This window comes from Arthrobacter psychrochitiniphilus, from assembly GCF_003185915.1.
GTDB lineage: Bacteria > Actinomycetota > Actinomycetes > Actinomycetales > Micrococcaceae > Specibacter > Specibacter psychrochitiniphilus.
The window spans coordinates 76534-100573 of sequence record NZ_QHLZ01000010.1; the positions used below are offsets into that span (position 1 = coordinate 76534).

At 61.9% G+C, this 24040-nt stretch carries 23 protein-coding genes; 8 read left to right on the forward strand and 15 right to left on the reverse strand.

Features of this window, described 5'->3' with window-relative positions:
* Position 1 precedes the first annotated feature (1 nt).
* The 4 genes from CVS29_RS14565 to CVS29_RS14580 form a co-directional block, all read right to left on the reverse strand.
* A complete protein-coding gene (locus CVS29_RS14565) occupies positions 2 to 1132 on the reverse strand; it encodes a sulfate/molybdate ABC transporter ATP-binding protein (RefSeq protein WP_110107055.1) in 1131 nt (376 codons plus the stop codon).
* On the reverse strand, positions 1129 to 1917 hold the full coding sequence (locus CVS29_RS14570; RefSeq protein WP_245932261.1) for an ABC transporter permease: 789 nt from the start codon (positions 1915 to 1917) through the stop codon (positions 1129 to 1131). The genes CVS29_RS14565 and CVS29_RS14570 overlap by 4 nt, the downstream gene beginning before the upstream one ends.
* A gap of 103 nt (positions 1918 to 2020) precedes the next feature.
* Positions 2021 to 2851, reverse strand: a complete 831-nt coding sequence (modA, locus tag CVS29_RS14575; protein WP_110107056.1) for a molybdate ABC transporter substrate-binding protein — start codon at positions 2849 to 2851, stop codon at positions 2021 to 2023.
* A 44-nt stretch (positions 2852 to 2895) separates the two neighbouring features.
* Complete coding sequence (locus CVS29_RS14580; protein ID WP_110107057.1) at positions 2896 to 3306, reverse strand: TOBE domain-containing protein; 411 nt, start codon at positions 3304 to 3306, stop codon at positions 2896 to 2898.
* Positions 3307 to 3457: 151 nt separating this feature from the next.
* Here CVS29_RS14580 and CVS29_RS14585 point away from each other — a divergent pair, with 151 nt between their 5' ends.
* Positions 3458 to 4315 (forward strand): aldo/keto reductase, encoded by an 858-nt coding sequence (locus tag CVS29_RS14585; RefSeq protein WP_110107058.1) that lies wholly within the window; start codon positions 3458 to 3460, stop codon positions 4313 to 4315.
* Between the two features lie 117 nt (positions 4316 to 4432).
* Here the strand turns inward: CVS29_RS14585 and CVS29_RS14590 are convergent, their stop codons facing one another.
* Positions 4433 to 5209: a PspA/IM30 family protein gene (locus CVS29_RS14590; protein ID WP_110107059.1), complete on the reverse strand. Its 777-nt coding sequence runs from the start codon at positions 5207 to 5209 to the stop codon at positions 4433 to 4435.
* A gap of 232 nt (positions 5210 to 5441) precedes the next feature.
* Positions 5442 to 7469 (reverse strand): TPM domain-containing protein, encoded by a 2028-nt coding sequence (locus CVS29_RS14595; RefSeq protein WP_110107060.1) that lies wholly within the window; start codon positions 7467 to 7469, stop codon positions 5442 to 5444.
* A 276-nt stretch (positions 7470 to 7745) separates the two neighbouring features.
* Here CVS29_RS14595 and CVS29_RS14600 point away from each other — a divergent pair, with 276 nt between their 5' ends.
* On the forward strand, positions 7746 to 9551 hold the full coding sequence (locus tag CVS29_RS14600) for a trypsin-like peptidase domain-containing protein (RefSeq protein WP_110107061.1): 1806 nt from the start codon (positions 7746 to 7748) through the stop codon (positions 9549 to 9551).
* A 255-nt stretch (positions 9552 to 9806) separates the two neighbouring features.
* Here CVS29_RS14600 and CVS29_RS14605 read toward each other — a convergent pair whose 3' ends face one another.
* Both CVS29_RS14605 and CVS29_RS14610 read right to left on the reverse strand, forming a co-directional pair.
* Positions 9807 to 11144, reverse strand: coding sequence for an FtsX-like permease family protein (locus CVS29_RS14605; RefSeq protein ID WP_110107101.1), 1338 nt, complete (start codon positions 11142 to 11144; stop codon positions 9807 to 9809).
* Between the two features lie 5 nt (positions 11145 to 11149).
* Positions 11150 to 11920: an ABC transporter ATP-binding protein gene (locus CVS29_RS14610; RefSeq protein WP_110107062.1), complete on the reverse strand. Its 771-nt coding sequence runs from the start codon at positions 11918 to 11920 to the stop codon at positions 11150 to 11152.
* Between the two features lie 288 nt (positions 11921 to 12208).
* Here CVS29_RS14610 and CVS29_RS14615 point away from each other — a divergent pair, with 288 nt between their 5' ends.
* From CVS29_RS14615 to CVS29_RS14625, 3 genes are all read left to right on the forward strand, one after another.
* The gene (locus tag CVS29_RS14615) at positions 12209 to 13000 is read left to right on the forward strand and encodes an electron transfer flavoprotein subunit beta/FixA family protein (protein ID WP_110107102.1); all 792 of its coding nucleotides are present in this window, start codon (positions 12209 to 12211) and stop codon (positions 12998 to 13000) included.
* 12 nt (positions 13001 to 13012) lie between these two features.
* Positions 13013 to 13981 (forward strand): electron transfer flavoprotein subunit alpha/FixB family protein, encoded by a 969-nt coding sequence (locus tag CVS29_RS14620; protein WP_110107063.1) that lies wholly within the window; start codon positions 13013 to 13015, stop codon positions 13979 to 13981.
* Between the two features lie 494 nt (positions 13982 to 14475).
* The gene (locus CVS29_RS14625) at positions 14476 to 14952 is read left to right on the forward strand and encodes a hypothetical protein (RefSeq protein ID WP_146213068.1); all 477 of its coding nucleotides are present in this window, start codon (positions 14476 to 14478) and stop codon (positions 14950 to 14952) included.
* A 13-nt stretch (positions 14953 to 14965) separates the two neighbouring features.
* Here the strand turns inward: CVS29_RS14625 and CVS29_RS14630 are convergent, their stop codons facing one another.
* The 3 genes from CVS29_RS14630 to CVS29_RS14640 all read right to left on the reverse strand — a co-directional run bounded on the left by CVS29_RS14630 (position 14966) and on the right by CVS29_RS14640 (position 17390).
* On the reverse strand, positions 14966 to 15772 hold the full coding sequence (locus CVS29_RS14630; RefSeq protein WP_110107065.1) for a class I SAM-dependent methyltransferase: 807 nt from the start codon (positions 15770 to 15772) through the stop codon (positions 14966 to 14968).
* 77 nt (positions 15773 to 15849) lie between these two features.
* Complete coding sequence (locus CVS29_RS14635) at positions 15850 to 16323, reverse strand: tRNA (cytidine(34)-2'-O)-methyltransferase (RefSeq protein WP_110107066.1); 474 nt, start codon at positions 16321 to 16323, stop codon at positions 15850 to 15852.
* An 86-nt stretch (positions 16324 to 16409) separates the two neighbouring features.
* On the reverse strand, positions 16410 to 17390 hold the full coding sequence (locus CVS29_RS14640; protein WP_110107067.1) for a J domain-containing protein: 981 nt from the start codon (positions 17388 to 17390) through the stop codon (positions 16410 to 16412).
* A gap of 116 nt (positions 17391 to 17506) precedes the next feature.
* Here CVS29_RS14640 and CVS29_RS14645 point away from each other — a divergent pair, with 116 nt between their 5' ends.
* Positions 17507 to 18235, forward strand: a complete 729-nt coding sequence (locus CVS29_RS14645) for a hypothetical protein (RefSeq protein WP_146213069.1) — start codon at positions 17507 to 17509, stop codon at positions 18233 to 18235.
* A gap of 55 nt (positions 18236 to 18290) precedes the next feature.
* Complete coding sequence (locus CVS29_RS14650) at positions 18291 to 19409, forward strand: DUF2855 family protein (RefSeq protein WP_110107069.1); 1119 nt, start codon at positions 18291 to 18293, stop codon at positions 19407 to 19409.
* A gap of 51 nt (positions 19410 to 19460) precedes the next feature.
* On the opposite strand, the gene CVS29_RS14655 is transcribed toward CVS29_RS14650, so the two are convergent.
* Genes CVS29_RS14655 through folE form a run of 4 tightly spaced genes read right to left on the reverse strand, consistent with a single transcriptional unit; the run spans position 19461 to position 23160 of the window.
* Positions 19461 to 20216: a pyrimidine reductase family protein gene (locus CVS29_RS14655; RefSeq protein WP_110107070.1), complete on the reverse strand. Its 756-nt coding sequence runs from the start codon at positions 20214 to 20216 to the stop codon at positions 19461 to 19463.
* 29 nt (positions 20217 to 20245) lie between these two features.
* Positions 20246 to 21217 carry a dihydropteroate synthase gene (gene folP, locus CVS29_RS14660; protein WP_110107071.1) on the reverse strand — a complete coding sequence of 324 codons (972 nt, stop codon included), beginning with the start codon at positions 21215 to 21217 and terminating at the stop codon, positions 20246 to 20248.
* An 8-nt stretch (positions 21218 to 21225) separates the two neighbouring features.
* Positions 21226 to 22497 (reverse strand): NAD(P)/FAD-dependent oxidoreductase, encoded by a 1272-nt coding sequence (locus tag CVS29_RS14665; RefSeq protein ID WP_245932258.1) that lies wholly within the window; start codon positions 22495 to 22497, stop codon positions 21226 to 21228.
* Between the two features lie 57 nt (positions 22498 to 22554).
* A complete protein-coding gene (gene folE / locus CVS29_RS14670) occupies positions 22555 to 23160 on the reverse strand; it encodes a GTP cyclohydrolase I (RefSeq protein WP_110107072.1) in 606 nt (201 codons plus the stop codon).
* Positions 23161 to 23278: 118 nt separating this feature from the next.
* Between folE and CVS29_RS14675 the strand changes: the two genes are divergently transcribed.
* The gene (locus tag CVS29_RS14675) at positions 23279 to 24016 is read left to right on the forward strand and encodes a helix-turn-helix transcriptional regulator (protein ID WP_110107073.1); all 738 of its coding nucleotides are present in this window, start codon (positions 23279 to 23281) and stop codon (positions 24014 to 24016) included.
* Positions 24017 to 24040: the final 24 nt, after the last annotated feature.

Consider the following 24040-nt stretch of genomic DNA (forward strand, 5'->3'; position numbering starts at 1 on the left):
ATTAGGCCGGGTAAAGAAGTACTTCTGCTGCCTTAACCACGAAGAACACCTCGGCACCCGGTGCCAATCCAAGCTCGGCGACGGCGGCGGGGGAGATGTCGGCGGACATCTGCCCGGCCCGGACGCGAATGTGACCGCCGTGGGGCTCCAAGTCGCTCACCCGTACCCTGAAGCAGTTCCGCGGACTTCCCGCCGGCGGGGCCAAGAACACTGACACCGCCGACGGCGGGAACGCGGCTATCGCGGCCACCTCACCACGGGCACCACTACCGGCTCCGTCACTTTGGGCGCCGACTGCTTGGCTACCGACGGGCTGGCCGGTGACTTGGACGCCGTCGGGCATGGAAAGAATGTTTCCGGACAAGGAGCCGGAGAGGACGTTGAGTCCGGCCAATGAGGCGGCAAAGGCGCTGCGCGGATGGGACAGCACCGCGGCGGTGGGGCCGGATTCTACGATCCGTCCGTGCGCCATCACAATGATGCGGTCCGCGAGCATGAGTGCGTCCAGGACGTCGTGCGTGACGATGATGGCACGGCGCCCGGTCAGCACGCGTTTGAGCAGGCTGCGCAGGAACGGGGTGCTGTTCACATCGAGTGCGGCCATGGGTTCATCGAGTAGCAGCAATTCTGGATCTGTGGCGAGTGCCCGGGCCAGAGCCACCCGTTGTGCCTGCCCGCCGGACAACGCTGCCGGTAGTCGTCGAGCAAGCTCCAGCGCGCCTATCTCATCCAACCAATGGCGGGCTGTTTCGCGGCTTGCCTTCTTCGTGGCTCCTTGGCTTCGCGGGCCAAAGGCCACATTGTCTAGTACCTTCAGGTGCGGGAAAAGAAGTGGTTCCTGCGCCAGCAAGCCAATGCCGCGTTCATGCGGGGGCAACCACAGCGAACCGCCGCGGCCCTTGCCGCCGCCGGAGCCAGCGCTGGAGCCGCCGCCGGGGGAGAGCCGGAACAGGGTGCGCCCGTCCAAAGTAGCGAGTCCGGAATCGGGTTTGAGCAGGCCCGCCAGCATATGCACGGCCGTGGACTTGCCCGCTCCGTTGGGGCCCATGATGGCGAGGGTTTCGCCCGGCTGCACATGTAATTCAAAATCTACATTCCGGACGGCGAGGGTTGCTTTCAGTTGCAGGGTCATAAGGCATCCGCCCGTCCGGACACAGAAGAGTGTTGCGGTGGCTTCGGCGCCCGGTACGTCAACGCCACTACAATCACGGCCACAGCAATGAGTAGGAAGGATAGTGCCACGGCGGCCTCAGGGTCCGTTTCACGCTGCAAATAAATCTCCAACGGCAGGGTCCGTGTGACACCCTGCAAGCTACCGGCAAACGTCAGCGTAGCGCCAAATTCACCCAGACTGCGGGCAAAGGAAAGCACAGCCCCGGAGATCAGCCCCGGCAGCACCAGCGGCACGGTCACCCGGCGCAGCACGGTTCCGGGACGGGCTCCCAACGTTGCGGCAACGGCCTCATATTTCTGTCCGGCGGTGCGCAACGTCCCCTCGAGGCTCAGCACCAGAAACGGTAGTGCCACGAAGGTTTGCGCCATGATGACGGCCGTGGTGGAGAACGCAATATTGATGCCCACCAGCTGCAGCGACTTGCCCATCAGTCCGGCTCGGCCAAAGGTGTACAGCAGCGCCAAACCGCCCACCACTGGAGGCACCACCAGCGGCAGCAGTATCAAAGCGCGTAGAATTCGTTGTCCAAAAAACTGCGTCCGCGCCAGCAGTAACGCCAGCGGTACGCCAAAAATGATGCACAGCACGGTACTCGCAGCCGCAGTTCGCAGACTTAGCAACAGGGCAGCCACGGAGGATTCTGAGCTAATAAGTGGCAGGAACTGCCCCCAGTTGACCTGTGCCACCATACCGGTCAGTGGCAGCAGAATGAACAATGCCCCCAACGCCGCGAGAGCATAAATCCACGCTGGGACCCCTGAGTACTGCCATGAACGGCGCCAGCTACCACCACGCGCGGCCCCGGCATCTGGGCCGGTTGGGGCGCCGTGGTGAGGGGAGAAGGTCTTAGGGAGCGCCAAATCCAGCGTCCCGGAGAGTCTTTTGGCCCTGCTCCCCGGTCACCAAGGCAATGAAGGCCTGAGCTACCTGAGGGGATTGTGAAGTGTTGACGGCGGCAATGGGGTAGTGGTTGATGGTGGGCTTCTTGAGCCCGAGCGGGATGCTCACCACTTTGTCCCCTGCGGTTTTGGCGTCTGTAACGTAGACCAGTCCGGCGTCTGCCTCACCGGAGGTGACTTTACCCAGAACGCTGGTGACGTTCAGTTCCTCGCTGACGGGTTTCAACGTCAGGCCGGCGGACTTGGCGTCTGAGGCGCTGGCGGCGCCACACGGCACCTGGGGTGCGCAAATGACAAGTTTTACGCCTTCCTTGGCGGCATCGGCAAAGGAGGTGATGCTCGCGGGGTTGCCGGGCGGGACCACCAAGGTCAAGAAGTTATTGGCAAACTCAACGGGGGTTCCCTGGACGAGCCCGGCGTCGCTGAGTTTGCTCATGTTGGCTTGGTCCGCGGAGGCGAACACATCCGAGGGTGCGCCTTCCTTGATCTGGGTGACCAGTGTGGAGGAGCCGTCAAAGCTGAGTGAGACCTTCACCTTCGGGTGGGCGGCTTCGAACTGTGTTGCCATCTCGGTGAACGTTTTTTTCAGTGAGGCGGCGGCGTAGACATTGAGCGTGCCGGAGAGTTCCGGACTGTCCATGACAGGAGCGGAAGGAGAATTTTGCGGGGCTGGATCCGCGGAGGGAGCGCATGCGGCCAAGCCTAACGCCAGCACGGCACCGGCCGCGAGGGCTGTGTACCGGATTCCCCTGTGCCCGGAGCCTAGGCGCCCGGCCATGCTCCGAGATCCAGATGCTTTCCATGACGATCGTGTGAACATTTTCATGCGGTTTTCCCCTTTGCCGGCACTTCGATAATGACGTTGGTTGACTTCACTACTGCTGTGGCCACTGAACCGAGTTCAAGCCCCAAATCACGCACGGCTTCACTGCTCATGAGCGAGACCACACGGAATGGCCCGCACTGCATTTCAACTTGGGCCATGACCCTATCCATCACAATGTTGGTTACAAGGCCCACCATACGGTTGCGTGCGGAGCTGCCAATTCCGGTGGGATCGTCGGGCAGCTGTGATTGCTTCTTCGCCAAGGCAGCCAGCTCAACGCCGTCCACCACCATCCGCCCCTGTTGGTCCTTGCTGCCGTGCAAGGTGCCATTCTCGAGCCAGCGGCGCACGGTGTCGTCACTGACACCAAGGAAACGAGCAGCTTCTGAAACGCGAATAGGTGTCATATAGGCCATTCTATCCGCAAATACGGCATCTAGGACTGTTTGGCGTGCAGTAATCTTCAGGCGCGGACAGCTACTGCGCTGGCGGGCTGGTGGCTCTAAGCTGAAGTGAGTTGCCTTCACGTAGGGGAGGCCCGAAAGGAAAGAGTTGGACATGAATGCACCTATTAATACCGGACTTGCAGGAGCCGTACCTGTGCTGACTTTGAACAACGGCGTCACCATCCCGCAGTTGGGGTTCGGTGTCTTCCAGATTCCGCCGGAGGAGACCCGCCTCGCCGTGGGCGAGGCGCTGGCTGCTGGTTACCTGCATATTGATACAGCCGCCGCCTACCGCAATGAGGCCGGTGTGGGTGCCGCGATTGCGGAATCCGGTATACCGCGGGACGAGATTTTCCTGACCACCAAGCTGCGCAACGGAGAACAGGGCAGCCCCCGGGCAGCGTTTGAGGCAAGCCGCAAGGCCTTGGGCGTGGACACGATCGATCTGTACCTCATCCATTGGCCCGTCCCATCTCAAGGACTCTACGTGCAGGCCTGGCGGGAACTAGAGATCCTCTACGCCGAGGGGCACATCAGGGCCATTGGAGTTTCCAACTTCCTCCCTGAGCACCTTGACGAATTGCTGGCCAACTCCACAGTGGTGCCGGCAGTCAACCAGATTGAGGTGCACCCTAGTTTCACGCAGGATGCGCTGGCACAAAAGAGTCGCAGTCATGATATTGCGGTTCAGGCTTACAGCCCGCTGGGACAGGGCCGGGATTTGTCCAGCCCCGTTGTGAGCGAATTGGCTGCCAAATATGGGGCGACTGCGGCCCAGATTGTGCTTGCCTGGCATCTGGGCCTGGGGAATATTGTGATCCCTAAGTCAGTAACCCCGCAACGCATCCGAGAGAATTTGGCCGCCACGAGTTTTAACCTGAGCTCCGAGGAAATAGCAGCTATCTCCGCCTTGGAAACTGGCGAACGGATTGGGGCCGATCCTGCCGTAGCCGCTTTCACCCAGATGTAGGCGCACGGACGGCGCAGGTCCCATATCTGCTCAATAAGCATGGGTGGTTTCGGAGGAATCCGAAACCACCCATGTGGAGCCACACTTTTGTAGCTGCCCAGTCGCAGCGGCTAGGAATTAGAGCGAATCGAACTCAGCTTCGTCAATGTGATCCGCTGCCGTGATGGCAGCCGGAGCCGGTGATCCGCCAGCCTTCAAAGCAGCCAAACGGGCTTCAACCTCAGTCTGCTCGCCCAAGTCCTCGAGGGAGTTGAACTGGGCATCCAGGCTGGAGGCGGCGAGCTCGTTCTGTCCACGCACCTTAGCTTCTTCGCGGCGGATTTTCTCCTCGAAACGGCTCACCTCACTGGTGGGGTCCATGATGTCGATGCTCTTGAGCGCATCGTGCACCTGACTCTGCGCAGCCGCCGTCTTGGAGCGTGCAATCAGCTCATTGCGCTTGCTGGCCAATTCACTGAGCTTGCCGTTCATCTGCTGCAAACCAGTTTTGAGCTTGTCAACCACATCCGTCTGAGCGGCGATGTTCGGTTGTGCCGCACGGGCCTCATTCTCAGAGGAGATCTGACGCTGCAGCGCCACCTTGGCCAGGTTGTCGAACTTCTGAGCGTCGGCAGGATTACCTGCGGAGCGGAATTCATCAGCCTTGCGGCTTGCGGCGAGGGCCTTGGAACCCCAATCCTGGGCGTTCTTTACGTCCTCGTTGTAGTCATCTTCGAGCATGCGCAGGTTGCCGATGGTCTGAGCAACGGCACTTTCAGCCTCGGTGATGTTTGCCTTGTAATCGCGCACCATCTGGTCAAGCATCTTCTGAGGGTCCTCGGCCTGATCCAAAAGCGCATTGATGTTGGCCTTGGCCAACTGTGAGATACGGCCGAAAATTGACTGCTTTGCCATTCTTTACCCCTTACATTTGCTGGTTGCATCAAATAGAAATCTCAATAAGTACGGTGCGAGGCGTCCAATAGTGTTTGAGTCTAAAGGACCTTCCTGAATTCTTGCCCAGCCTACCCGGCGGTGCAATGCCGTGAACGTTCGACGCCGGTTCCTGGGTTGGGTGCCTGCCGTTATGTTGCGCAGTAGCTTCGCAGCCAGAGGAACAAGTGTGGGCGCAGTGCACCCGGCGGAACTAGAAGTTACCGCCGCCACCACCAAAGCCGCCGCCGCCTCCACCGCCTCCACCACCAAAGCCACCGCCGCCTCCGCCACCAAAACCGCCTCCACCAAAGCCTCCGCCTCCACCGCCGGACAGCAGCCCGCCAATGATGCCGCCGAGAATGGCGCCGCCCATTCCTCCGCCCATGGATCCGCGGCCTCCTCCGCCGTACCCTCCGCCTCCGCCGAAGCGATCAACATCGTTCTGCGCGTACTGGATGGCTTGTTGGGCCAGTGCTTGTGCTTGTTGGGCGTAAGTTAATGCGTTGCTGGGATCAGAATCGGCAATGCTCACGGCGTAGTCGAAGTTGCGTTCCGCCTCGGAGAGCCGGGTCCTGGCCGCTGATCCAACCCCGCCGCGACGGGCGGCAATGAAGTCCTTGGCGGTGGCGATAGTTGCCTGTGCCCCGGCAAGAGCTTGTTGTAGTGAGGCCTGAGCGCGCAGGGCTTGCTGTTGCTGATCTCGGATGCCCGTCAACAGTTCATCGAGCTGAGTGTGAGCAGTCTGCACAGCGGTAAGCAGCGCAACGGGGTCCGGTTTACCTGCAGCAGCGTTCATGCGCACATCGTCGAGTGAGGTTTCTGCGGCCTGGACGGTGGGTGCGTAGCGGGCAAACTGAGCCGATGCCACCATGGACTTAGCTTGTTCAAGATCAGCAACGGCTGCTGGAAGTGCAGCCCGCAACGTGGTGGCCGCGTCATTAATGGCAGCCTCGGTTTTGGTGATGGCTTGTAGCAGCACACTACTTTGTAGCAGGCTTTCCTCGGCGGCCTTGACCGCAACAGCAGCGCCTGCCGTATCCGATCCCGCCAGTTTGGTATCAGCCTCGGCTGCCGCAGTGTCAACAAAATCGAGGCGTTCGGTGGCTTCGGCAACGTTGTCGCGCACCGGTGCCAATGCGGTCTCGGAGTATTGAGCTGTCAACGCCGTCAACTTTTGTTCGGCACCGGCAACTTCCTTCCGAGCTTCGGCGGCCTGGGCCCGAAGGCTGGCCAGCACGGTTGGAGCCGTCCGTTCCAGCTCGCGGAGCTCATCGAAGCCGGCCTTCTCGGCATTCAATGCAGCGTTGGCGTCCTCGCTGCGTTTGATAATTTCTCCGAGCCACGTCCGCTGTTCTTCAATGGTGTCCGGAACTTCGTCGTCGAGTTGTTGTTGGAGCTTGAACGATTCGGACAGGTGCGTCTTGGCGCTGTCCAACGCTGCCTGGAATTGTTTGACGGCCGCATCTCCATAGGATGCCTGGGCGAAACCAATCTCATGCTCACTGGTCTTGATGGCGTCATCGGCGGCGATCAGCAGGGAACCGGCCTTGGAACGCAGCTCCGGGATGGTCATGCCGGCATTGGGGTCCAGGGCTGCCCCGTCGGGTCCGTAACCCTTGGCGGTGGCTTCAGCAGCGTTCTTCTTGCGCTTCCTACGCATGTAGAGGGCCGTACCGGCACCGCCAACCACCACGACGCCTCCCACTCCCAACGCAACGAATCCACCGGTTGGGTCGGGGACCTTGCCCTTACCTCCGCTGGCTGCATCGCCCAGGGCTGCGGCTGCATCGATGGCGGCCTGCGCCCAGTTTCCAGCGGAGAGCTGGGGTTTGATGGCGCTCGATTGAATGGTGGAGCCTTGGGCTGGGGTCAGGAACGTGTTGGTGCCGCCAACGAATCCAAACTGTTTTGTTTGGACAGCCACGGCCAGCAGAACATCGAACTGGCCCATGTTTTTCTCGGTGGCAACAGTTTGGGCCCACGCCTCCGGGGCCTGCCCATCAAAGGAGTCGACATAGACCGCGAAGAGCGTCACACCGTGGTCCTTGCTCAATTTCGTGATCGCGTTTTGAACCTCGGCCTTTTGATTGCCAAGAGCATTGGCATTGTCCACAATGTAGGTGCCGCCGGGAATACTCACGGGCGGTTCGGCGTGTGCCAGAGCTGCCGGGAACAACATCAGTGCCACCAATGCCAAGACTGCTAGAACTGGGGGATATACCTTCAACCGTGCAAACATCGCTCACCTTTGGTGTGGGACCACAGCGGGACCACTCTGGGAATCGGGCTTAATACTTCACACGATACTATGGGGCAGTTTCGATTGGCCTGGCTAAGCACAGCAAGTTTTTCGCTGTCCGGATAATGCCACCGCTGCTGGGCAGGGGAGATAATGGGAGCTGATGAACCTTCACAGCTACCTTCCAGCGAACGTTCGTCAAGGCTCCAGCCACGAACGACATGATGAAACTCAAGCAAGGATTCATCACACAGGATTTCAATGAAGGGACAGCTGATGTCTGAGAACAACGGTGAAAACACCACACGCAGCAACGAACAATCCGAGCAGGACCAGCCCACCCCCTCCCAGCACGACGGTGCCGCAACTGCGCCCGAAGCAACTGCGCCCGAAACTTCCCAGCCCGAGGGATCTGCATCGCAGCAGCCCCAGCAGCCGCGATTCGCGCAAGCACCCCATACCGGCGCTACACCTGCCAGCCCCTCCTTTGCGCCACGGCAGGAACAGCAGCCCTGGGCCGCCCCTGTTCAAGCTCCGCAGTCACAGGCTCCCTATACCCAGGCTCCACAAGCTCCCTATACCCAGGCTCCTCAGGCCCAGCCCGTTAGGCCAACCCAGCAATCGCAAGCCCCCCAGCAGCCCCCAGCCGGAGCTCCGTCCCCCGGATATGCTGCTCCGCCGGCCTACGGGGCCCCATCCCACAGCGCAACATCCCACAGCGCAACGTCCCAGAACCCCACGGAACCCATCCCGCAGAGCTTTGGTCACCAAGGATTTGGTGAGGGATATGCCGGGCCGGGCTATCCGGCGTCGAACGCTTATCCGCACTCAGTGGCACCGGCCGTTGCACCGCAAAGCCGGCGCAAGGAAGGCAGGAAGGTGGGCATGGGCATGTTCACCTCCGGTGTTTTGGCCGCAGCATTAGTGGGCGGGCTGGTGGGCGGCGGATCCTTGTTCCTGCTCGACCAGCAGAATAACAACACCGCCACCGGTAGCAGCCAGCAGAGTGCCCCCTTGGTGGTCAATAACACCAACTCGGTCAATCAGGTGACGGCGGCCGCTGCCAAGGCCATGCCGTCGGTGGTCACCATTTCGGCCACGAGCGGCACTTCCGGCGGCACAGGTTCAGGGATCATCTTGGACACGGAAGGTCATATCCTGACCAACACGCACGTTGTCACGCTGGACGGGGCGGCCGCGCACGCCACTATTCAGGTCCAGACCAGCAATAACAAGGTTTATGACGCCACGATCGTTGGTACTGACCCGCTCTCAGACCTTGCCATCATCAAAATTGATGCACCCAATCTGGTTCCGGCCACGCTGGGTGACTCCAACAAGATCAATGTCGGTGACACCGTGATCGCGATCGGTTCGCCGCTAGGCCTCAATGCCACAGTCACCGAAGGTATTGTCTCCACGCTGAACCGCACCATCCAAGTGGCGTCCTCTGCTGTTCCGGAAACCCCTGGAGACTCCTCCCCGAATCAAGGCGATGGTGGCAATGGCTTCCAATTCTCGCCTCCGGGCGGTGGGCAATCCAGCACAACGCCTACGGGAACGGTGAATTTGAACGTGATCCAGACCGACGCAGCCATCAACCCCGGCAACTCCGGTGGTGCCCTAGTCAATGCACAAGGCCAGGTCATCGGTGTCAACGTAGCTATCGCCTCAACGGGCAGTTCATCCGGCTCCAGCAGCCAAAGTGGCAACATCGGTGTGGGTTTCTCCATCCCCATGGATCATGCCCAGCGGATTGCTCAGGACATCATCAAAACCGGTAAGGCCACCCACGGCCAGCTAGGTGTCACAGTCGGTGGTACCTCCTCAACGGGGTCAAGTAGTTCCTTCTCAACTGGTGCCACCGTGGCTAAGGTGACGGCAGGAAGCGCCGCTGCGAAAGCAGGCTTGAAGGAGGGCGATGTCATCACTCAAATGGGCAACCGCACCATCTCGGACCCTGCAGATTTGACAGCCGCCGTTCGTGAACAAGCGGGCGGCGCCACCGTCAAGGTGGACTTCACCCGGGCAGGCAAGGCCCAGAGCGTGGACGTCACACTGGATACCATGACAGCTAGCTAGATCGGAGCCCTGCCGGGTCCCTGCAAGTCCGCACTGGACGCGCTGGCACCGGCAGAGTCCATAAGAGAGTCCCCGCAGGGAGCTACCAACTTTTGGAGCTTCCGGCGGGGACTCTTTTCGCTTGCTCCAACCATTGGCGCGCCCGCCCCCCCCCCCCCCCACATCCGCGCCCGTACAACCGGGCGCGGATGTGGGAGGCGGGCGCGGATGTTGCGCGGTGGTGTGGGGTCCGGGCGCGGATGTTGGGCGCGGTGGCTACTGCGCCAGTACTTTGCCTAGAACCGGGGTGGATGCGGCCAGCCCCAATCTTACGAGTCCAATTCCGCACGCCAGTACCCCTGCGATGACCACGAGCGAGAGTGGCGCAAAAAACAATGCGGCACCGGTCAGCGGGAACAGCAGGATCACAGCCAGCGCGGCGGATCCAACAGTGACCAGCCGAACCGGTGACATCACGGCCCGCTTGCGTGCAGCATCCATGACGGAGCGTGGCATGCCCAGCCGGTCCAGGCTCACATATAGCTCGCGCCGGTCCAGCACAGCAGCGGCCTGGTTGACGCCGGCGCTGGCAGCCACCAGCAGGAATGACGCCACCACCGTAATGAGTACGCCTGTGCGCATGTCGCCGGTCAGGTACATTTCTGCGGGGTTGCTGCTCTCGCCTGCCGCGGAAATCAGCGCCAACCCCGTCCCGGCGATCACGGCGATGAAGCTCGTCATGGATAGCGAGCTAACCTGCCGCCACGCCGCCTTGGGCGATTCCAGCACGGTCCGAGCGGCCAGCAGCTTCACGGGAGTTTGCGCCCTGCGCAGCCCAATTCCTGCCAGCCACTTGAGCACAAACGGTCCCATGAGATTCAGCACTGCCAGCCCGCCGGCAAAACCTCCGCAGACCATGACCACCACGATGGCCAGCGAGGGGCTGGACATGGCAGTACTCATCACCGCATATAGTCCGACGGCGGCCACACCCCCAAGCGCCAACCGGAGCCAGTGCACTGTGGGCGCGGTTTGCCTCGTGCGCACACCCAACGGGGAGAGCACCACTTGGCGCAGCCCCACCGCGGCGCTTACTGCGGCCAACAGGATCAGGGCCGCGGCAGCAATCACCAGCACGTTCGCGGGGAGCCACAGCTTATCTAACCCCAAGGCTTGGCCTTGGAAGGGGATCAGCGCAATGGCGGGCAGGGCGGCAACGTACAGCACAACCCCGGCCAGCACCCCCACACAAGCGATGACGGTGGATTCCACAATTGTCATGACGGATACCAGTGCCGCAGTGGCACCCAGGAGCCGTAGTGTGGAGAGGCGTTCGTCGCGGCGCCGGGCTGAGAGCCGGGCGGCCGAACCGCCCAGCGTGAGGATGGGCAACACCATGAGGGACACTGCCAGCGCGGCCAGCATTTGGTAGGCGCCGGCGGTACCGAACTCATCGTCCTGTGCGGGGTTGGTGAAAAAGCTGAGCCCGCCTGCCAAAACAATCAGCAACAGGGCAGTGACCAGGGCGAATGCGACGGCGGGCAGGGCGATGACGGCCTTGCTGCCGGAGGAGGGGCGGGAGGTCAGCCACAGGATGGAAAACGTTGATTTCATTTTGTTCACGGCTGGCCCGCCCAGTTCTGGTTCTGCATGAACGTGCTGCCATCCTGTGTGGAAACCGGGTGTGCAACAGGTGGGGGAGTGGCATCCGGGTGGGCAGCCGGCGCAAGGGAGATGACGCCGTCGTGCATGTAAAGCGTGCGGGAGCAACGGGCGGCAACGGTGGGATCGTGCGTGACCAGGACCAAGGTATTGCCTCGCCCTGCCGTCGCGGCGAGCAGTGCGCTCATGACGTTGGCGGAAGTGTGCGAGTCGAGGGCGCCGGTGGGTTCGTCGGCAAACACGATCCGGGCACCGGTGACTTGGGCGCGGACAATGGCAACGCGCTGGGCCTGGCCGCCGGAGAGTTCACCGATGCGGCGTGCCTCCATGCCGGCCAAACCCAAGTGGGCCAGCCAACCGGCCGACTGCGCCTCCGCGTCGCGCCGGGGCACGCCATTGAGCATCAGGGCCAGGGCCACGTTTTCAATGGCCGTCAGCTCCGGGATAAGGAGGCCGGCTTGGAACACGAAACCGAACGCCTCACGCCGCAGCTTGGACCGTTGGGTTTCATTCAGGGCGCTCACCTCGGTGCCGGCATAGTTCACGGAGCCGGCGTCGGGGGAGGTGATACCGGCCAGCGTGTGCAGCAAGGTGGTCTTGCCGGAGCCGGACGCGCCCATGATGGCCACGGATTCGCCGGCGGCAATGTCTAGGTCCACGTTGTTCAAGGCAATGCCGTCGCCGTAGCGCTTGGACAGGGAGCGTGCGCTCAAGATTGTTGTGTTCATGCTTCAACTTTGTCGTGGATGCTCGGATGATTCATCGGTCCGTGGTGGGTAAACGGAAGCGCTCGCTCCACCCATGGTGGGAGTTGCCAGCCCGCACAGCCCACGCAAAGCGGCGCCGGTGTTCGCTGGGAGTAAAGAATCGACCAAGAAAATTCCGTCCCTGCGCTGCCACGAACTAAGCTGATGGGGTAGGCCAAGGACGACGCTGCAGCACCTGCCCCGACTCGGGGCAGGTGCTGCGCGAACCATCCGTCCATGACACAAAGGACAGCAGTGGAAAATTCAGCACTGAATATTGTCGTACTGGTCAAATATGTGCCAGATGCGCAATTTGACCGTCAGCTCTCCGGAGCTGCTCACGCGCTAGATCGCAGTGAGAGCATCCTTTCCGAACTCGATGAATATGCCTTGGAAGCAGCGCTTGCGCTGACCGATGCACGGGGTGGAGTTAAGGGTGGAAACACTGTTACGGCGCTCACCGTTGGGCCGGCATCGGCTGCTGTGGCAGTGAAGAAGTCGCTGCAGATCGGGGCAACACAGGGATTGCATGTGTGCGATGATGCACTCGCAGGCTCCGATGCCTGGGCAACCTCCCTGGTTTTGGCGGCCGCCATCAAGTCCTTGGGGCCGGTTGACATGGTCATTACGGGCATGGCGTCCACCGACGGTGAGACCTCCATTGTTCCGGCGCAGCTTTCGGCGCGTCTGGGCCTGCCACAGATCACCTTCGCTTCGGCGCTGGAGGTTGACGGGAACACTGTCACCGCCCGCCGTGACGGCGATGAATTCTCTGAGGAAATTCAGGCCACCCTCCCGGCGCTGGTTTCGGTGACCGATCAGGCCAACGATCCCCGCTACCCCAACTTCAAGGGCATTCTTGCTGCGAAGAAGAAGAAGGTGACCACGGTGTCCCTGACGGATCTAGGGATCTCGGCGGACGCCGTTGGACATGCCGGATCTTTGACCAAGGTGACGGCGGCTGCTGAGCGCCCCGCGCGCACAGCTGGCACCATCATCACCGATGCGGGCGACGCCGGCATCCAGCTCGTTGACTTCCTGGCCGCTGCGAAACTGATCTAAGGAACCCATTTTATGAGTGCAATTGTTGTTTACATTGATCAGCTGGATGCTCCGGGCAAACTTTCCACCACCGTCCGCCAGCTGCTGACCTTGGCCCGCGGCGCCGGCGAGCCGGTGGCCGTGGTGGCCGGGCCTGTCGCTGCCGACGTGCTGGCAGATCTGGGCGTTTATGGCGTGACCCGCGTGCTCTACTCCGAGCAGGCCGAGCTGGGCCAGTACCTGGTGGCGCCCAAGGCCGATCTCCTCGCCCAGGCCGCAGCAGCCGTTTCCGCCAGCGCCGTGCTGGTCGACAACGGCGCCGCGGGCAAGGAGATCGCTGCACGCACCGCCGTGGCCCTGAACGCTGGCGTCATCACCGATGCTGTCTCCGTGACGTACGACGGCGGTACCTTGGTTGCGCACAAATCGATCCTTGCCGGGTCCTGGACTGTGCAGGCGCAGGCGGTTTCTGCCGTGTCCGTCATCAGCGTCAAGGCTCACAGTGTTGAGGCTGGCGCTGCGGCTGAGGCAACTTCCCCGGCTGTCGAGGCAGTGGACGTGGCTTTCGCACCGGCAAGTCTGGGTGCGCGTGTTGTTTCACGCACCCCGCGCGCAGCCTCTGGCCGACCCGAGCTGGAGGATGCACGCATCATTGTGGCCGGTGGCCGCGGCGTGGACGGTGACTTTAGCCCGATCGAGGAACTTGCGGACGTGCTGGGCGCAGCCGTGGGCGCCTCACGTGCGGCCACTGACGCGGGCTGGATCTCCCATGCCTCACAGGTTGGCCAGACCGGGAAGAAGGTGTCCCCGCAGCTGTACATTTCGGTGGGCATTTCCGGAGCCATTCAGCAGAAGGCCGGCATGCAGACCTCGAAGCTGATTGTGGCCGTGAATAAGGACTCCGAGTCGCCGATCTTTGAGATTGCCGACTTCGGCATTGTGGGCGACCTCTTCAAGGTGCTCCCGCAGGCCGTGGAAGAGATCAAGAAGCGCCGCGCCTAGCTGCCGCGTCCCGGGGGGCGCGTGCTCCTTGCCAGCGCACCGGGAAATGCCGCCGTTTGACGTACATGCCAGGGCTCAAACCCTGGCATTTACGTCAAACGGCGGCATTTTTGCTTTCTAAATATGACCTTCTTGGCCAAAACCACCGCAAGTTGGCCACCTGGGAACGGAAGGGGCTGCTGGTTCGGGTGCGGCGGGGAATTTATGTTGATTCCGCACAGTGAGGCACACTATCGGCCAGAGAACGCTACGGGGTCATCAGACACATTGGTTCATGAACGGAAGGCATTTTGCGGTGTGGGCCGTTTCTGGTCACAGACAAGCTCAGCACCACCATGGAGCTCATAGACACCTTGGCCTTTCCCTATGCTGTTGCTGTCTGTGACTCAAGCCTGCATCCTCCCGGTAACTCGTGGAATAGAAACATCTTTCGCACGCCCAATTCGCCGCCCTTTGACCACTGGCCGGCATGGGCTCCGGAGGTGCCCCAAGGAATGCCATTGACAGTGGAGGAATTGCGGACCGCGGCATTCCAGCTGCATAGTAGGGCTGCTCAACAAAGAACATTGAAGGTCATTGAATTTGCTTCGGCCTTATCCGGCTCGGCCTGGGAGTCACTAAGCCGGGTAAAGATGTTCCAACTGGGGTTTCCCATCCCGATTCTGCAGAAGTCGTTTGTGCTCCGAAATGGAAAGAAGGCAAAAGCAGACTTTTGGTTCCAGGAGCAACGGATCGTTGGAGAGTTTGATGGGCGGGGCAAGTATCTCCGTGCCAATTGGGGTGGTGGGCTCACCCTGCAGGAGCGAATCATGGCTGAAAAGGTGCGTGAAAACCAGATCCGGTCACAGGGCGTGGGATTCGCCAGATGGGACTGGAAGGAACTCATGAACACGGAGACATTGGCGAGCATTTTGCGCCAGGCAGGGCTGCGCCAGAGCCGGCCCATGACAGGGCCATGGGGCATTTGCTGAAATGCTGCGGAAACTAGGTGCGGGGGACCGATGCCGTGGCGATCATGGCGTCCGAATTCATCTCAATTCGAGGGCCCACGGACTTAATGAAGTCGCGCCGGACGCGGGCGATTGCTTCAGGGTCGCGGGGCAGCAAAGTGCGCCATCCACTGCCCATGACAAGGTTCCACGCCATGGCGTCGTCCACGGTCAGGGTCAAGGGGTGCAAAGAAACGGAGACGTCTTCAAAGCCCCGCTGATCCAGCCAGGCGGTGAACTTTTCCACTGAGTTAATACGGGCCATGTTCTGATTAGGCAACGGAACCACACCAGCCAAGCGGGGACGTTCCTTGATGGCAGCCTCCAGGATGCGGGCGGCGAATGGTTCCAGCGCTCCCTCGATCCAACTACTCATGACTATGCGACCGCCCGGACGCAGCATGGAGGCCAGGTGTTCCACACCGGCTTCCATATCGGCGAAGAAGAACATGCTGTACGAGCACAGGACGGCGTCGAAGGTGCGGTGCCCGCGCCATTCGGTGACGTCGGCCTCGGTCAAAGTGGTGTTGAGGATGCCGCGTTCGCCCAGATTTGCCGCGGCGATCCGCAGCAGCCCGGTGGAGAGGTCAACGCCGTCGACCGTTCCTGTGGGGCCCACAGCCAAGGCGGCCGGGAGGGTTGCCGCTCCGGTTCCACAACACGCGTCAAGGACCTTCTCACCGGGTGCCAGGACGGCGGCGGCTGCCACATCGCGGCCCATAGGGTCCCAGAGCTTGTCCGCCCAGGCCTCAAATTGCAGGGCTCCGTCGGTGAACGCCAGGCCAGGATCGCGAGCGGACATGCGTACCTCCAGTGGATCGAAAGAATCAGTAAAAGTTCTATGGTGCAGCTGTCGGGGAGTCCGGCAGCGGATCAGGGCTAGGCCTGGATTTGCGCGCCGGCGAATCCGTTTTGGCGCCAGGCTTCAAAGACTGCAATGGAGGCGGCGTTGGCCAAATTCAGGGAGCGCAGGGCCGGCAACATGGGCAAACGGACGCGGGCCGTGATGTGCGGATCGGCCTTGACGTCCTCGGGAAGACCGTCAGATTCGCGACCAAACATCAACACATCTCCCGGCTGGTAGGCGATGTCCGTGTAGCTGGCTTCGCCGTCTGAGGTGAAGGCGAAAACTCGTTCAGGGGCAAGCGCGGTCCACGCCGCTTCGAGGGATGTGTGGACTGTGACAACGGCGAGATCATGATAATCCAGGCCGGCACGGCGCAATTTGGCGTCGGAAAAGTCGAATCCCAACGGCTCCACTAGGTGCAGTTCGGAGCCGGTAATGGCGGCTAATCGGATGGCATTGCCAGTGTTGCCAGGGATCTCGGGCGTCAGGAAGAGGATGCGAAACACGTATTTCATACTACCGCCCGGGGCCGGCGTGGACTGACCCGCGCACCTAGTTTCACTTGCGGGGTTGGGCCAGCAGGGGCGGGCGGCTAGTACATGCCACCAATGAGCCGGTCCAGAACGTGCAAATCCACCACGTTGGGGGAGGGCCCGGAGCTTAGAAACTGTTTGACCTCGCGCACAAACCGGGCTGCATTGGCAACGTTGAGTGCGTTGGAGCCGTCCGGTTCGGTGCCGCGGGCGTAGTCGATGACAGGCTCAAACAGGTTTCCGGTGTTGCTATGTACACAGACCCAGGCAGTGACGTTGCACTCCGGGAACAGTTCTTGGAACCCCCGGGCGGCGGCGATCAGTTGTGGCGGCGAGGCCACTTTGCTGCCGTGGAGCAGCACGTTGCCATCCCAGCGGAACGCCCCTTCCGGCACCAGCATGGAACCAATGATGGCGATCCGGTAGCCGGAGACCAGAACATGATCCAAGTAACCGTTGCTGTGTGGAGCGCTCAAGCCGTTGATGAGCCTGGCGGCCGGAATAGCCGGCTGGATCTGCTGCATGATGAGCTGGGCCGTGCGGGCCTCGCGGGCCAGCCGGGACGCGGCACCGAAAACGCCACGCTTGCGGGGTGCACCATGGACGGGCTGGGCTGCTGTGGGGCGGGGCATGATGGGGGATTCCCCGGGTGCCAGGTCCTCAAATGCCGGAACATATACCGCCGGATCTCCGGCAGTATTGCGCTGCTTCTGTTGACGCTGCGCCGTGAATCCACTGAATCCGCCAGTGCTCCCAGAAGTTCCCCGGTAGCTCTCGCGTGCTTGTGCGTGGGTGCTGGCTTTAGAGGCAGGCGAGGACGAAGGCCCAGTTGCGCCGTAGGACTTGTCGTACGCACTGCGTTTGTCCGGATTAGCCAGAACTTCATAGGCCTGCGTGATTTGCCGGAACATGGCAGGATCTCCGCCCCGATCAGGATGCGCAATCCGGGCGGCCTTACGGTAGGCGATTTTGATATCGCGTTCAGTGGCAGTGCGCGGCAGTCCAAGGACTTGGTAATGCGTGAGGAACTTCTCGCTCACTGGTGGCCTTTCGCTAGCCCGGTTAAGCCAAAAGAACAGTCTAACTGCCCACACCGGAGGACCAATTTATCTTGTATCGGTGCAGTGATCGGTGCAGTGATCGGTACAGTGGGGTTGTGATTCTTAGAACTCAAAAGTGGGGGACGGTGGCAACCGCTGCCCTGCTGCTCGCTGTCCTGTCCGGTAGCACCGCTGCCCTGTCCGGTTGCACCATTGCCATTCCAGAGCCGGCGCCCACTGACGTGGAAACCACGGTGGCTCCCACCTACGCCCCGCCCTCCGTGCTGGCAGGCCACGATGCTGGCGCCGTTGCCGCCGCGCCCATGACCTTTGAAGCAGGTAAAACGCTGCAGTTTGGTGAACCGGTGAGCTTCGCCGATGCACTGGGCCAGCCCACCGAAGGTTCTATGAGCACGCCTGGGCCGCCGGAATGGAAAATACTCAAAAACAATGTGGCAGGCCAGAGCCAATACAGCAACGCAGGCGGCTGCTTGCTGGCGTATTGGACCACGAGCAACCAGGGACCGCTCATTGAAGCAGGCGACGACAAAACCTCCACCACCGAGCTCATGAAGTACTTGATCCCGTCCGTGACGGAGTCCTCACTGCATGAAACCACGCTGCCGTGGGCTGGGGAGCCAGGGGCGAAGAGCCCGGGCATTTCCTTCCTGGCGTTCAACACTAAGGCCGCGAAGGGCGTCATGGCCAGCACTTTCTGGGCGCGGTTGCTCGGTAATGCAGACACCGGTCTGGTGGCCACGCTGGCCTGCCCCACGGACGCGCTGCTCACGGCAACCACCCCGAAAATGATGGCGAAATTGTCGGTGGCTCCGCCGTCGAACTAGGGCGCACCTCGAGGTAAGCATTGCCCTCTACCGCGTTTTCGGCCAGAGTGGGCCCATGACCCAATTTCAGATCAATAAGACTGATCCGGCACGCACGCGGCTCATCGAGATGACTCCTGCGGACTATGCGGCAACCATGGGCGAGGGTGATGTTTTGGTGCGGGTGGACCGCTTCGGGCTGTCCTCGAACAACATCACCTACGTGGTACTGGGCGACCGCATGGACTATTGGCAGTTCTTCCCCGCCGCACCAGAACCAGGGGACGATGCCGCGGGTGCTGACGGGTGGGGTTTGATGCCGGTGTGGGGCTTTGGGGATGTAGTGGAGTCCCGGTGCGCCAATCTGGAGGTAGGCGAGCGGCTATTCGGCTACTTCCCTCCGGCCACGCATCTGCTCATGCACCCCGACGCCGCACGCCCTGCAGTGAGCCCGGTGGTTGACGTCTCTGCGCACCGTGCGGAGCTTCCGACCACCTATAACACGTACCAGCGGGTGTTGCAGGAACCGGACTACGATCCGGCCGATGACGATCTACGAATATTGCTGAACCCGTTGCAGACCACCGCCTGGGCGCTCCGTGAACAACTGCGGGACGCCGCATGGTTCGCGGCGGAGCAGGTGGTCATCGTCTCGGCGTCTTCCAAGACCGGCATAGGCCTGGCCCGGGCGCTGAAACAGGATGAGAGTGCTCCTGCGATCATTGGGATCACAGCACCCAAGAACCGCGACTTCGTCATGGGGCTCGGGCTCTACGACCAGGTTGTGAGCTACGACGAGATCGAGGAATCGCTCTCCCACCGGCCCAGCGCCGTCGTCGACATGGCAGGTAGCGGCGATGTGCTCGGCCGAGTGCATCGCCACCTCGGGGACGCAATGCTCCACTCAATCAACGTGGGCCTGACGCACTGGGACCAGGCCGGTGGTGGGACAGGCATAATCCGTGAACGCAGCGAGATGTTCTTTGCCCCCGGGGTTTTCCAGAAACGGATGAAGCAGTGGGGTGCCGCAGAGTTCAACCGGGTGACCCAGGAGTTCCTGCGCAGTGCCTTTACCGAGAGCAAGGGCTGGCTCACGATTGAGCCCATGAACGGACTCGATGGCTTGGACGCGGGGTACGCCCTGGTTCGGGAAGGGCAGCTGGCTCCGGGTAGCGCGATCGTCGTGGCACCCTAAAAACCCCTAAAGCGGCTCTTGGGAACGTGCGAGCAGGTGCAGCCGGGCAGACTAGCCGGCGGGCCTGACGTAGCGCAGGAACAGCATGGAATCGGCCTTCAAGATCCGGGCCAGCTCCATGCTGTGGGCAGCTTCCCCGGCCGCGCCGTGTGCAATTCGGCGGGCCGATCCGCCCACCAGCAGCGGGGAGAGGGTCACGTTCAGCTCATCCACCCGGTTGGCCGCGGCGAAACTTCCCAACAGTGTGGGCCCGCCCTCGGAATGGATGTTCTTGTAGCCGCGCTCGTTCAGCTCACCGATGAGCCGGTCCACGTCCAGGGCCTCTTCCCCGACATTGAGAACGTCGGCCACCTCCGTCAATGCCGACCGCCGCTCCTGTGATGCCGATGAGATGGTCAAAACCAGGGGACGCACGGGTGCCTTAGTGAACACTTCTAGGCCCGGATCCAAGTTCAGGGAACCGGAGACAATGGCCAGCGGAGGGTGCGGTGCCAGCCAATTCTGGTGCCGCCATGCCTGGGCCGCCGGACTCAGCAGTTCCCCGCCATAGCCTTCGGCACGGATGGTCTGGGCTCCCACCACAATGACGTCCGCGCTCTGGCGCAGCAGCGAGAACACGCGCTGGTCCCACGCATTTCCGAGCTGGCCCGAGAGCCCCTCCATGGATGCGGCACCGTCAATGCTGGAGATGAAGTTGAAGCTGACCCACGGCCGGTTGCTCTTCCGGTTCTCCGGTGGAGCCGCCAGCAGTTCCGCTTCCAGCGCCGCCGAAGAGAGTACGGCGGGCTCGGGGAAGATCCGTTCCATGGTGGCTGGCTCCTTTAGTTGCTGCGCGTTTAGTTGCTGTGCGGGGTGGTGTGTTCCGCGTGGGCGGGTTCGTTGATCTGGCCCATGTTGTGTTTCAGGTAGGCAGGGGAGCGCCACCCCATGACAGCCTCGGTCATGCGGATGGCGGAGCTGGAGGCCGCCACGTTGTGCATGCGCAGAATCCGGGCCCCGCCCAAAATGCAGATCACCCCGGAGGCAATGGAACCCTCCAACCGCTCAGACTTGGTCTGGTTGAGTGTCTCGCCAATGAAGTCCTTGTTGGACACAGCCGCCAGGGTGGGGAAGCCCAACGCCGCAATTTCATTGAAGCGGCGCGTGATTTCCAGCGTGTGTAGCGTGTTCTTGTTTAGATCGTGGCCGGGATCGATGATGATTTTCTCCGCCGGAACACCCAGCGACAACGCCAACTCCACCTTCTCCGAGAGGAACGCCGCAACCTCGGTCACCACATCATCATAATGCGGACGTGGGTACACGGTGCGCGGGGCGGCGAGCGAATGCGTGATGACCAAATGGGCACCGTACTCAGCCACCACCCTGGCAATGTCCGGGTTGGATAAACCCGTGGTGTCATTGATGACGTTGGCGCCTGCCGCAATGCTGCGCGCAGCAACCTCGGGCAGGAATGTGTCCACGGAAATGATGACGTCGCTGGCGCCAGCCACGGCGGCAATGACCGGCACCACCCTGTCACCTTCTTCCTCGGCGCCCAGCGCCGGCCCCGGCGCAAACGGGACACCACCAATGTCAACCCAGTCTGCGCCGTTCTCCACCGCTTTCAAGGACGCCGCAACTGCCGCATCCAGCGCAAACGTGGACCCGGCGTCGTAAAAGGAGTCAGGAGTGCGGTTCACGATCGCCATGAGCGCCACCTGGCGGCTGAAGTCGATGGTGCGCGGGCCAAAGTGGTGGACCGGGTGGAGCAGCGGCGGGGTGTAGAACGGGGCAGCGTTGCCTATGGTGGTGGAAGAGGTCCTCATACCCTCCATCAAATAGCCTCGAGCGGGGTTTGCAGGTCAGCCAGCTTGGCCGTGTCGATGCTGCGGCCGGAGGAGATGAGCGCCTTGATGGCATCTTGGACGTCCCAAATGTTCACGTTCATGCCCGCCACCACACGGCCCTCAAGCACCCAGAACGCAATGAATTCTCGCTTTTCCAGGTCGCCGCGGATCACCACTTCTGCATCCTTGGTCAGTGCCCCGAAGCCGGAGTACTCCATGCCGAGGTCAAATTGGTCGGTGTAGAAGTAGGGGATGTCATCGAGCACGGCGTCCTTGCCCAGCATGGACTTGGCCGCCACCTTGCCGCTGGCAATGGCGTTGGCCCAGTGCTCGGAGCGAGCGTGCATGCCGGTCACCGGGTGCATGGCGTTGGCCACGTCACCGGCTGCGAACACATCCGCCGCCGAGGTGTGCAGGGAGGCGTCCACCTCGATGCCGTTGTTGATGGTGAGCCCGGCGCCCTTGGCCAGGGAGATGTTCGGGACTACCCCCACGGCCACAATGACAATATCGGCAGGCAGGGTGACACCGGTGGTGGTCAGGACGGAGGTGACACGCCCATCGGAGCCCTGAATTTCGGCGGCACTGGCGGGCAGCTCAAACTGCACACCGGCCTCCTTGTGCCGGTTGGTGAACACGGTGCCCAGTTGCGCTCCGATCGCCACGGACAGCGGCACCTCCTCGAGCCCCATGAGCGCCACCTTGTTGCCCAGCTCGGTGGCCGTGGCAGCAATTTCCATGCCAATCCAGCCGGAGCCGATCATGACCACATTCTTGCCGCCGCCTTCGAGCAGGGCATGCAGGCCTACGCTGTCTGCCTTGGTCCGGAACGTGTAAACACCCTTGAGTTCGACGCCGGGGAAAGGGATACGGCGCGGGGCGGCACCTGTTGCGATGAGCGCCTTGGCATACGAAAGAACGGTTCCGTCAGCCAGTGTGACGGTGTGGGCGGCCGGGTCCAGCGCAGTGGCGGCAGTGCCGGTGCGGAGGGTGACATTGTTCTCCGGGTACCAGTTCGCAGGCAGCGGCAGCAGGGCGTCTTCGCCCTCCTTGCCGGCCAAAAATCCCTTGGACAGCGGCGGGCGCTGGTACGGGGTCTCGGCTTCGTCGGCCACGATGGTGATGGCCCCGTCCCACCCTTCCTTCCGCAGAGTCTCCGCAGCGGTGGCGGCTGTGAGTCCGCCGCCAATGATGACCATGCCGGGGGCTGCTGTGTCCTCGGCGCCGTTGGTGGATGCTGTGCTGGTGCTCTGACTCATGATCGAAACTCTTTCCACTGGAAATTCGGTGTTTCTGTTATTTGGTGAGGAAAAATGTCAGTGCGGGAACTGCCTTTGCAAGGGGCCGTCCTCGTGCAATAGCCCCGTAAAGACCGAGGTGCGGGTCAAGGTGCCAGCGGTCTGTACACCGCGCAATGACATGCACATGTGCTCGGCTTCCATGACCACGCCAACCCCGCGCGGAGCCAAGGTGTCCTCGAGCCAGTCGGCGACTTGCTGGGTGAGGCGCTCCTGGACTTGAAGATCGCGGGAGAAGAGTTCCACGCCGCGGGCCAGTTTGGACAGGCCAAACAGCCGATCGCCGGGCAGGTAACCCACATGGGCCACGCCACGGAAGGGGAGCAGGTGGTGCTGGCACAGTGAATGGAACGGGATGGCTTTGACCAGAACCAGGCCCTGGTAACCATCGTCGTTGGGGAACGTGGTCCAGGACGTCTCGCGGGGTGTGAGCATCTCCGCGTAGGCACCAGCCACCCGGCGGGGAGTGTCAAGCAGGTGCGGGCTGGTCTCGTCCCGGCCCAATGCACGCAGAAATTCGGCAATGGCTGCCTGGGCGCGGGGCAGATCAATTCCGGGTACGGCCAGAATTTCCGTCTCATCCAAGGTAAGAATGTCAGGCAACGCCGTGCTGGTAATCGTCATGTCCAACCCTTTCTAAAGCTTGTATTATTGACTTTAGAAGTGCAGACTCGAAGCGTCAAGTAAACGCGTAATAATCCACACTTAGTGTCAACGGACGGAAAGCGCAAGGCCCCAGGCCATGGAAGAATTTGTACAACCCAACGGCAAGCCGATTATCAGCAAGGAACAGGCAGAGATGACAACCGCCCTGCGCTCCGGACTCAACGACGGCGAACGGCTGCGTGCGGTGGCTGCGCTGGGGGACCCTGTGCGTCGCAAGCTCTTTGAAATGGTGCGCGACGCTTCCGCGCCGCTGAGCCGGGATGACTGTGCTCAGGCGTTGGGCCTGCCCAAGAGCACGGTGCGGCTGCAATTGGACCGGCTCGTGGAGGAAAAGCTGCTCAGCGTTCAGTACCGCAAACTGGGTGCGAAAACGGGGCCGGGATCCGGCCGGCCCAGCAAGCTATATGCCGTGGCACAGGCTGAGATCAGCGCCTCTGTTCCGCCGCGGCATTACGATCTAGCGGCCGCGCTGCTCGCATCCGCCGTGCAACGGGCCATCGATTTCGGCGAGAATGTGGCTGATTCCATGGCCGCCGTGGCGTACGAGGAGGGCCGCCGGCTCGGCATGGAGGGCGGTGACATCCTCCAGTTGCTACTGAATGCCGGCTACAGCCCTCAGCCCGACGGGCAGGGTGGCACCATCATGGCCAATTGCCCCTTCCACCGGCTTTCGCAGGATCACACGGGTGTGGTGTGCTCGCTCAACGGCTCCCTGCTGGCCGGTGCGCTGGAGGGTTGCGCGGACGACCGCCACGCCTTGGCCCCGGACGCCGAAATCTCCCACTGCTGCGCCCGGTTGGTCCTGAAGCATTAGCTTCCCACCATCCCCACTTTCGCT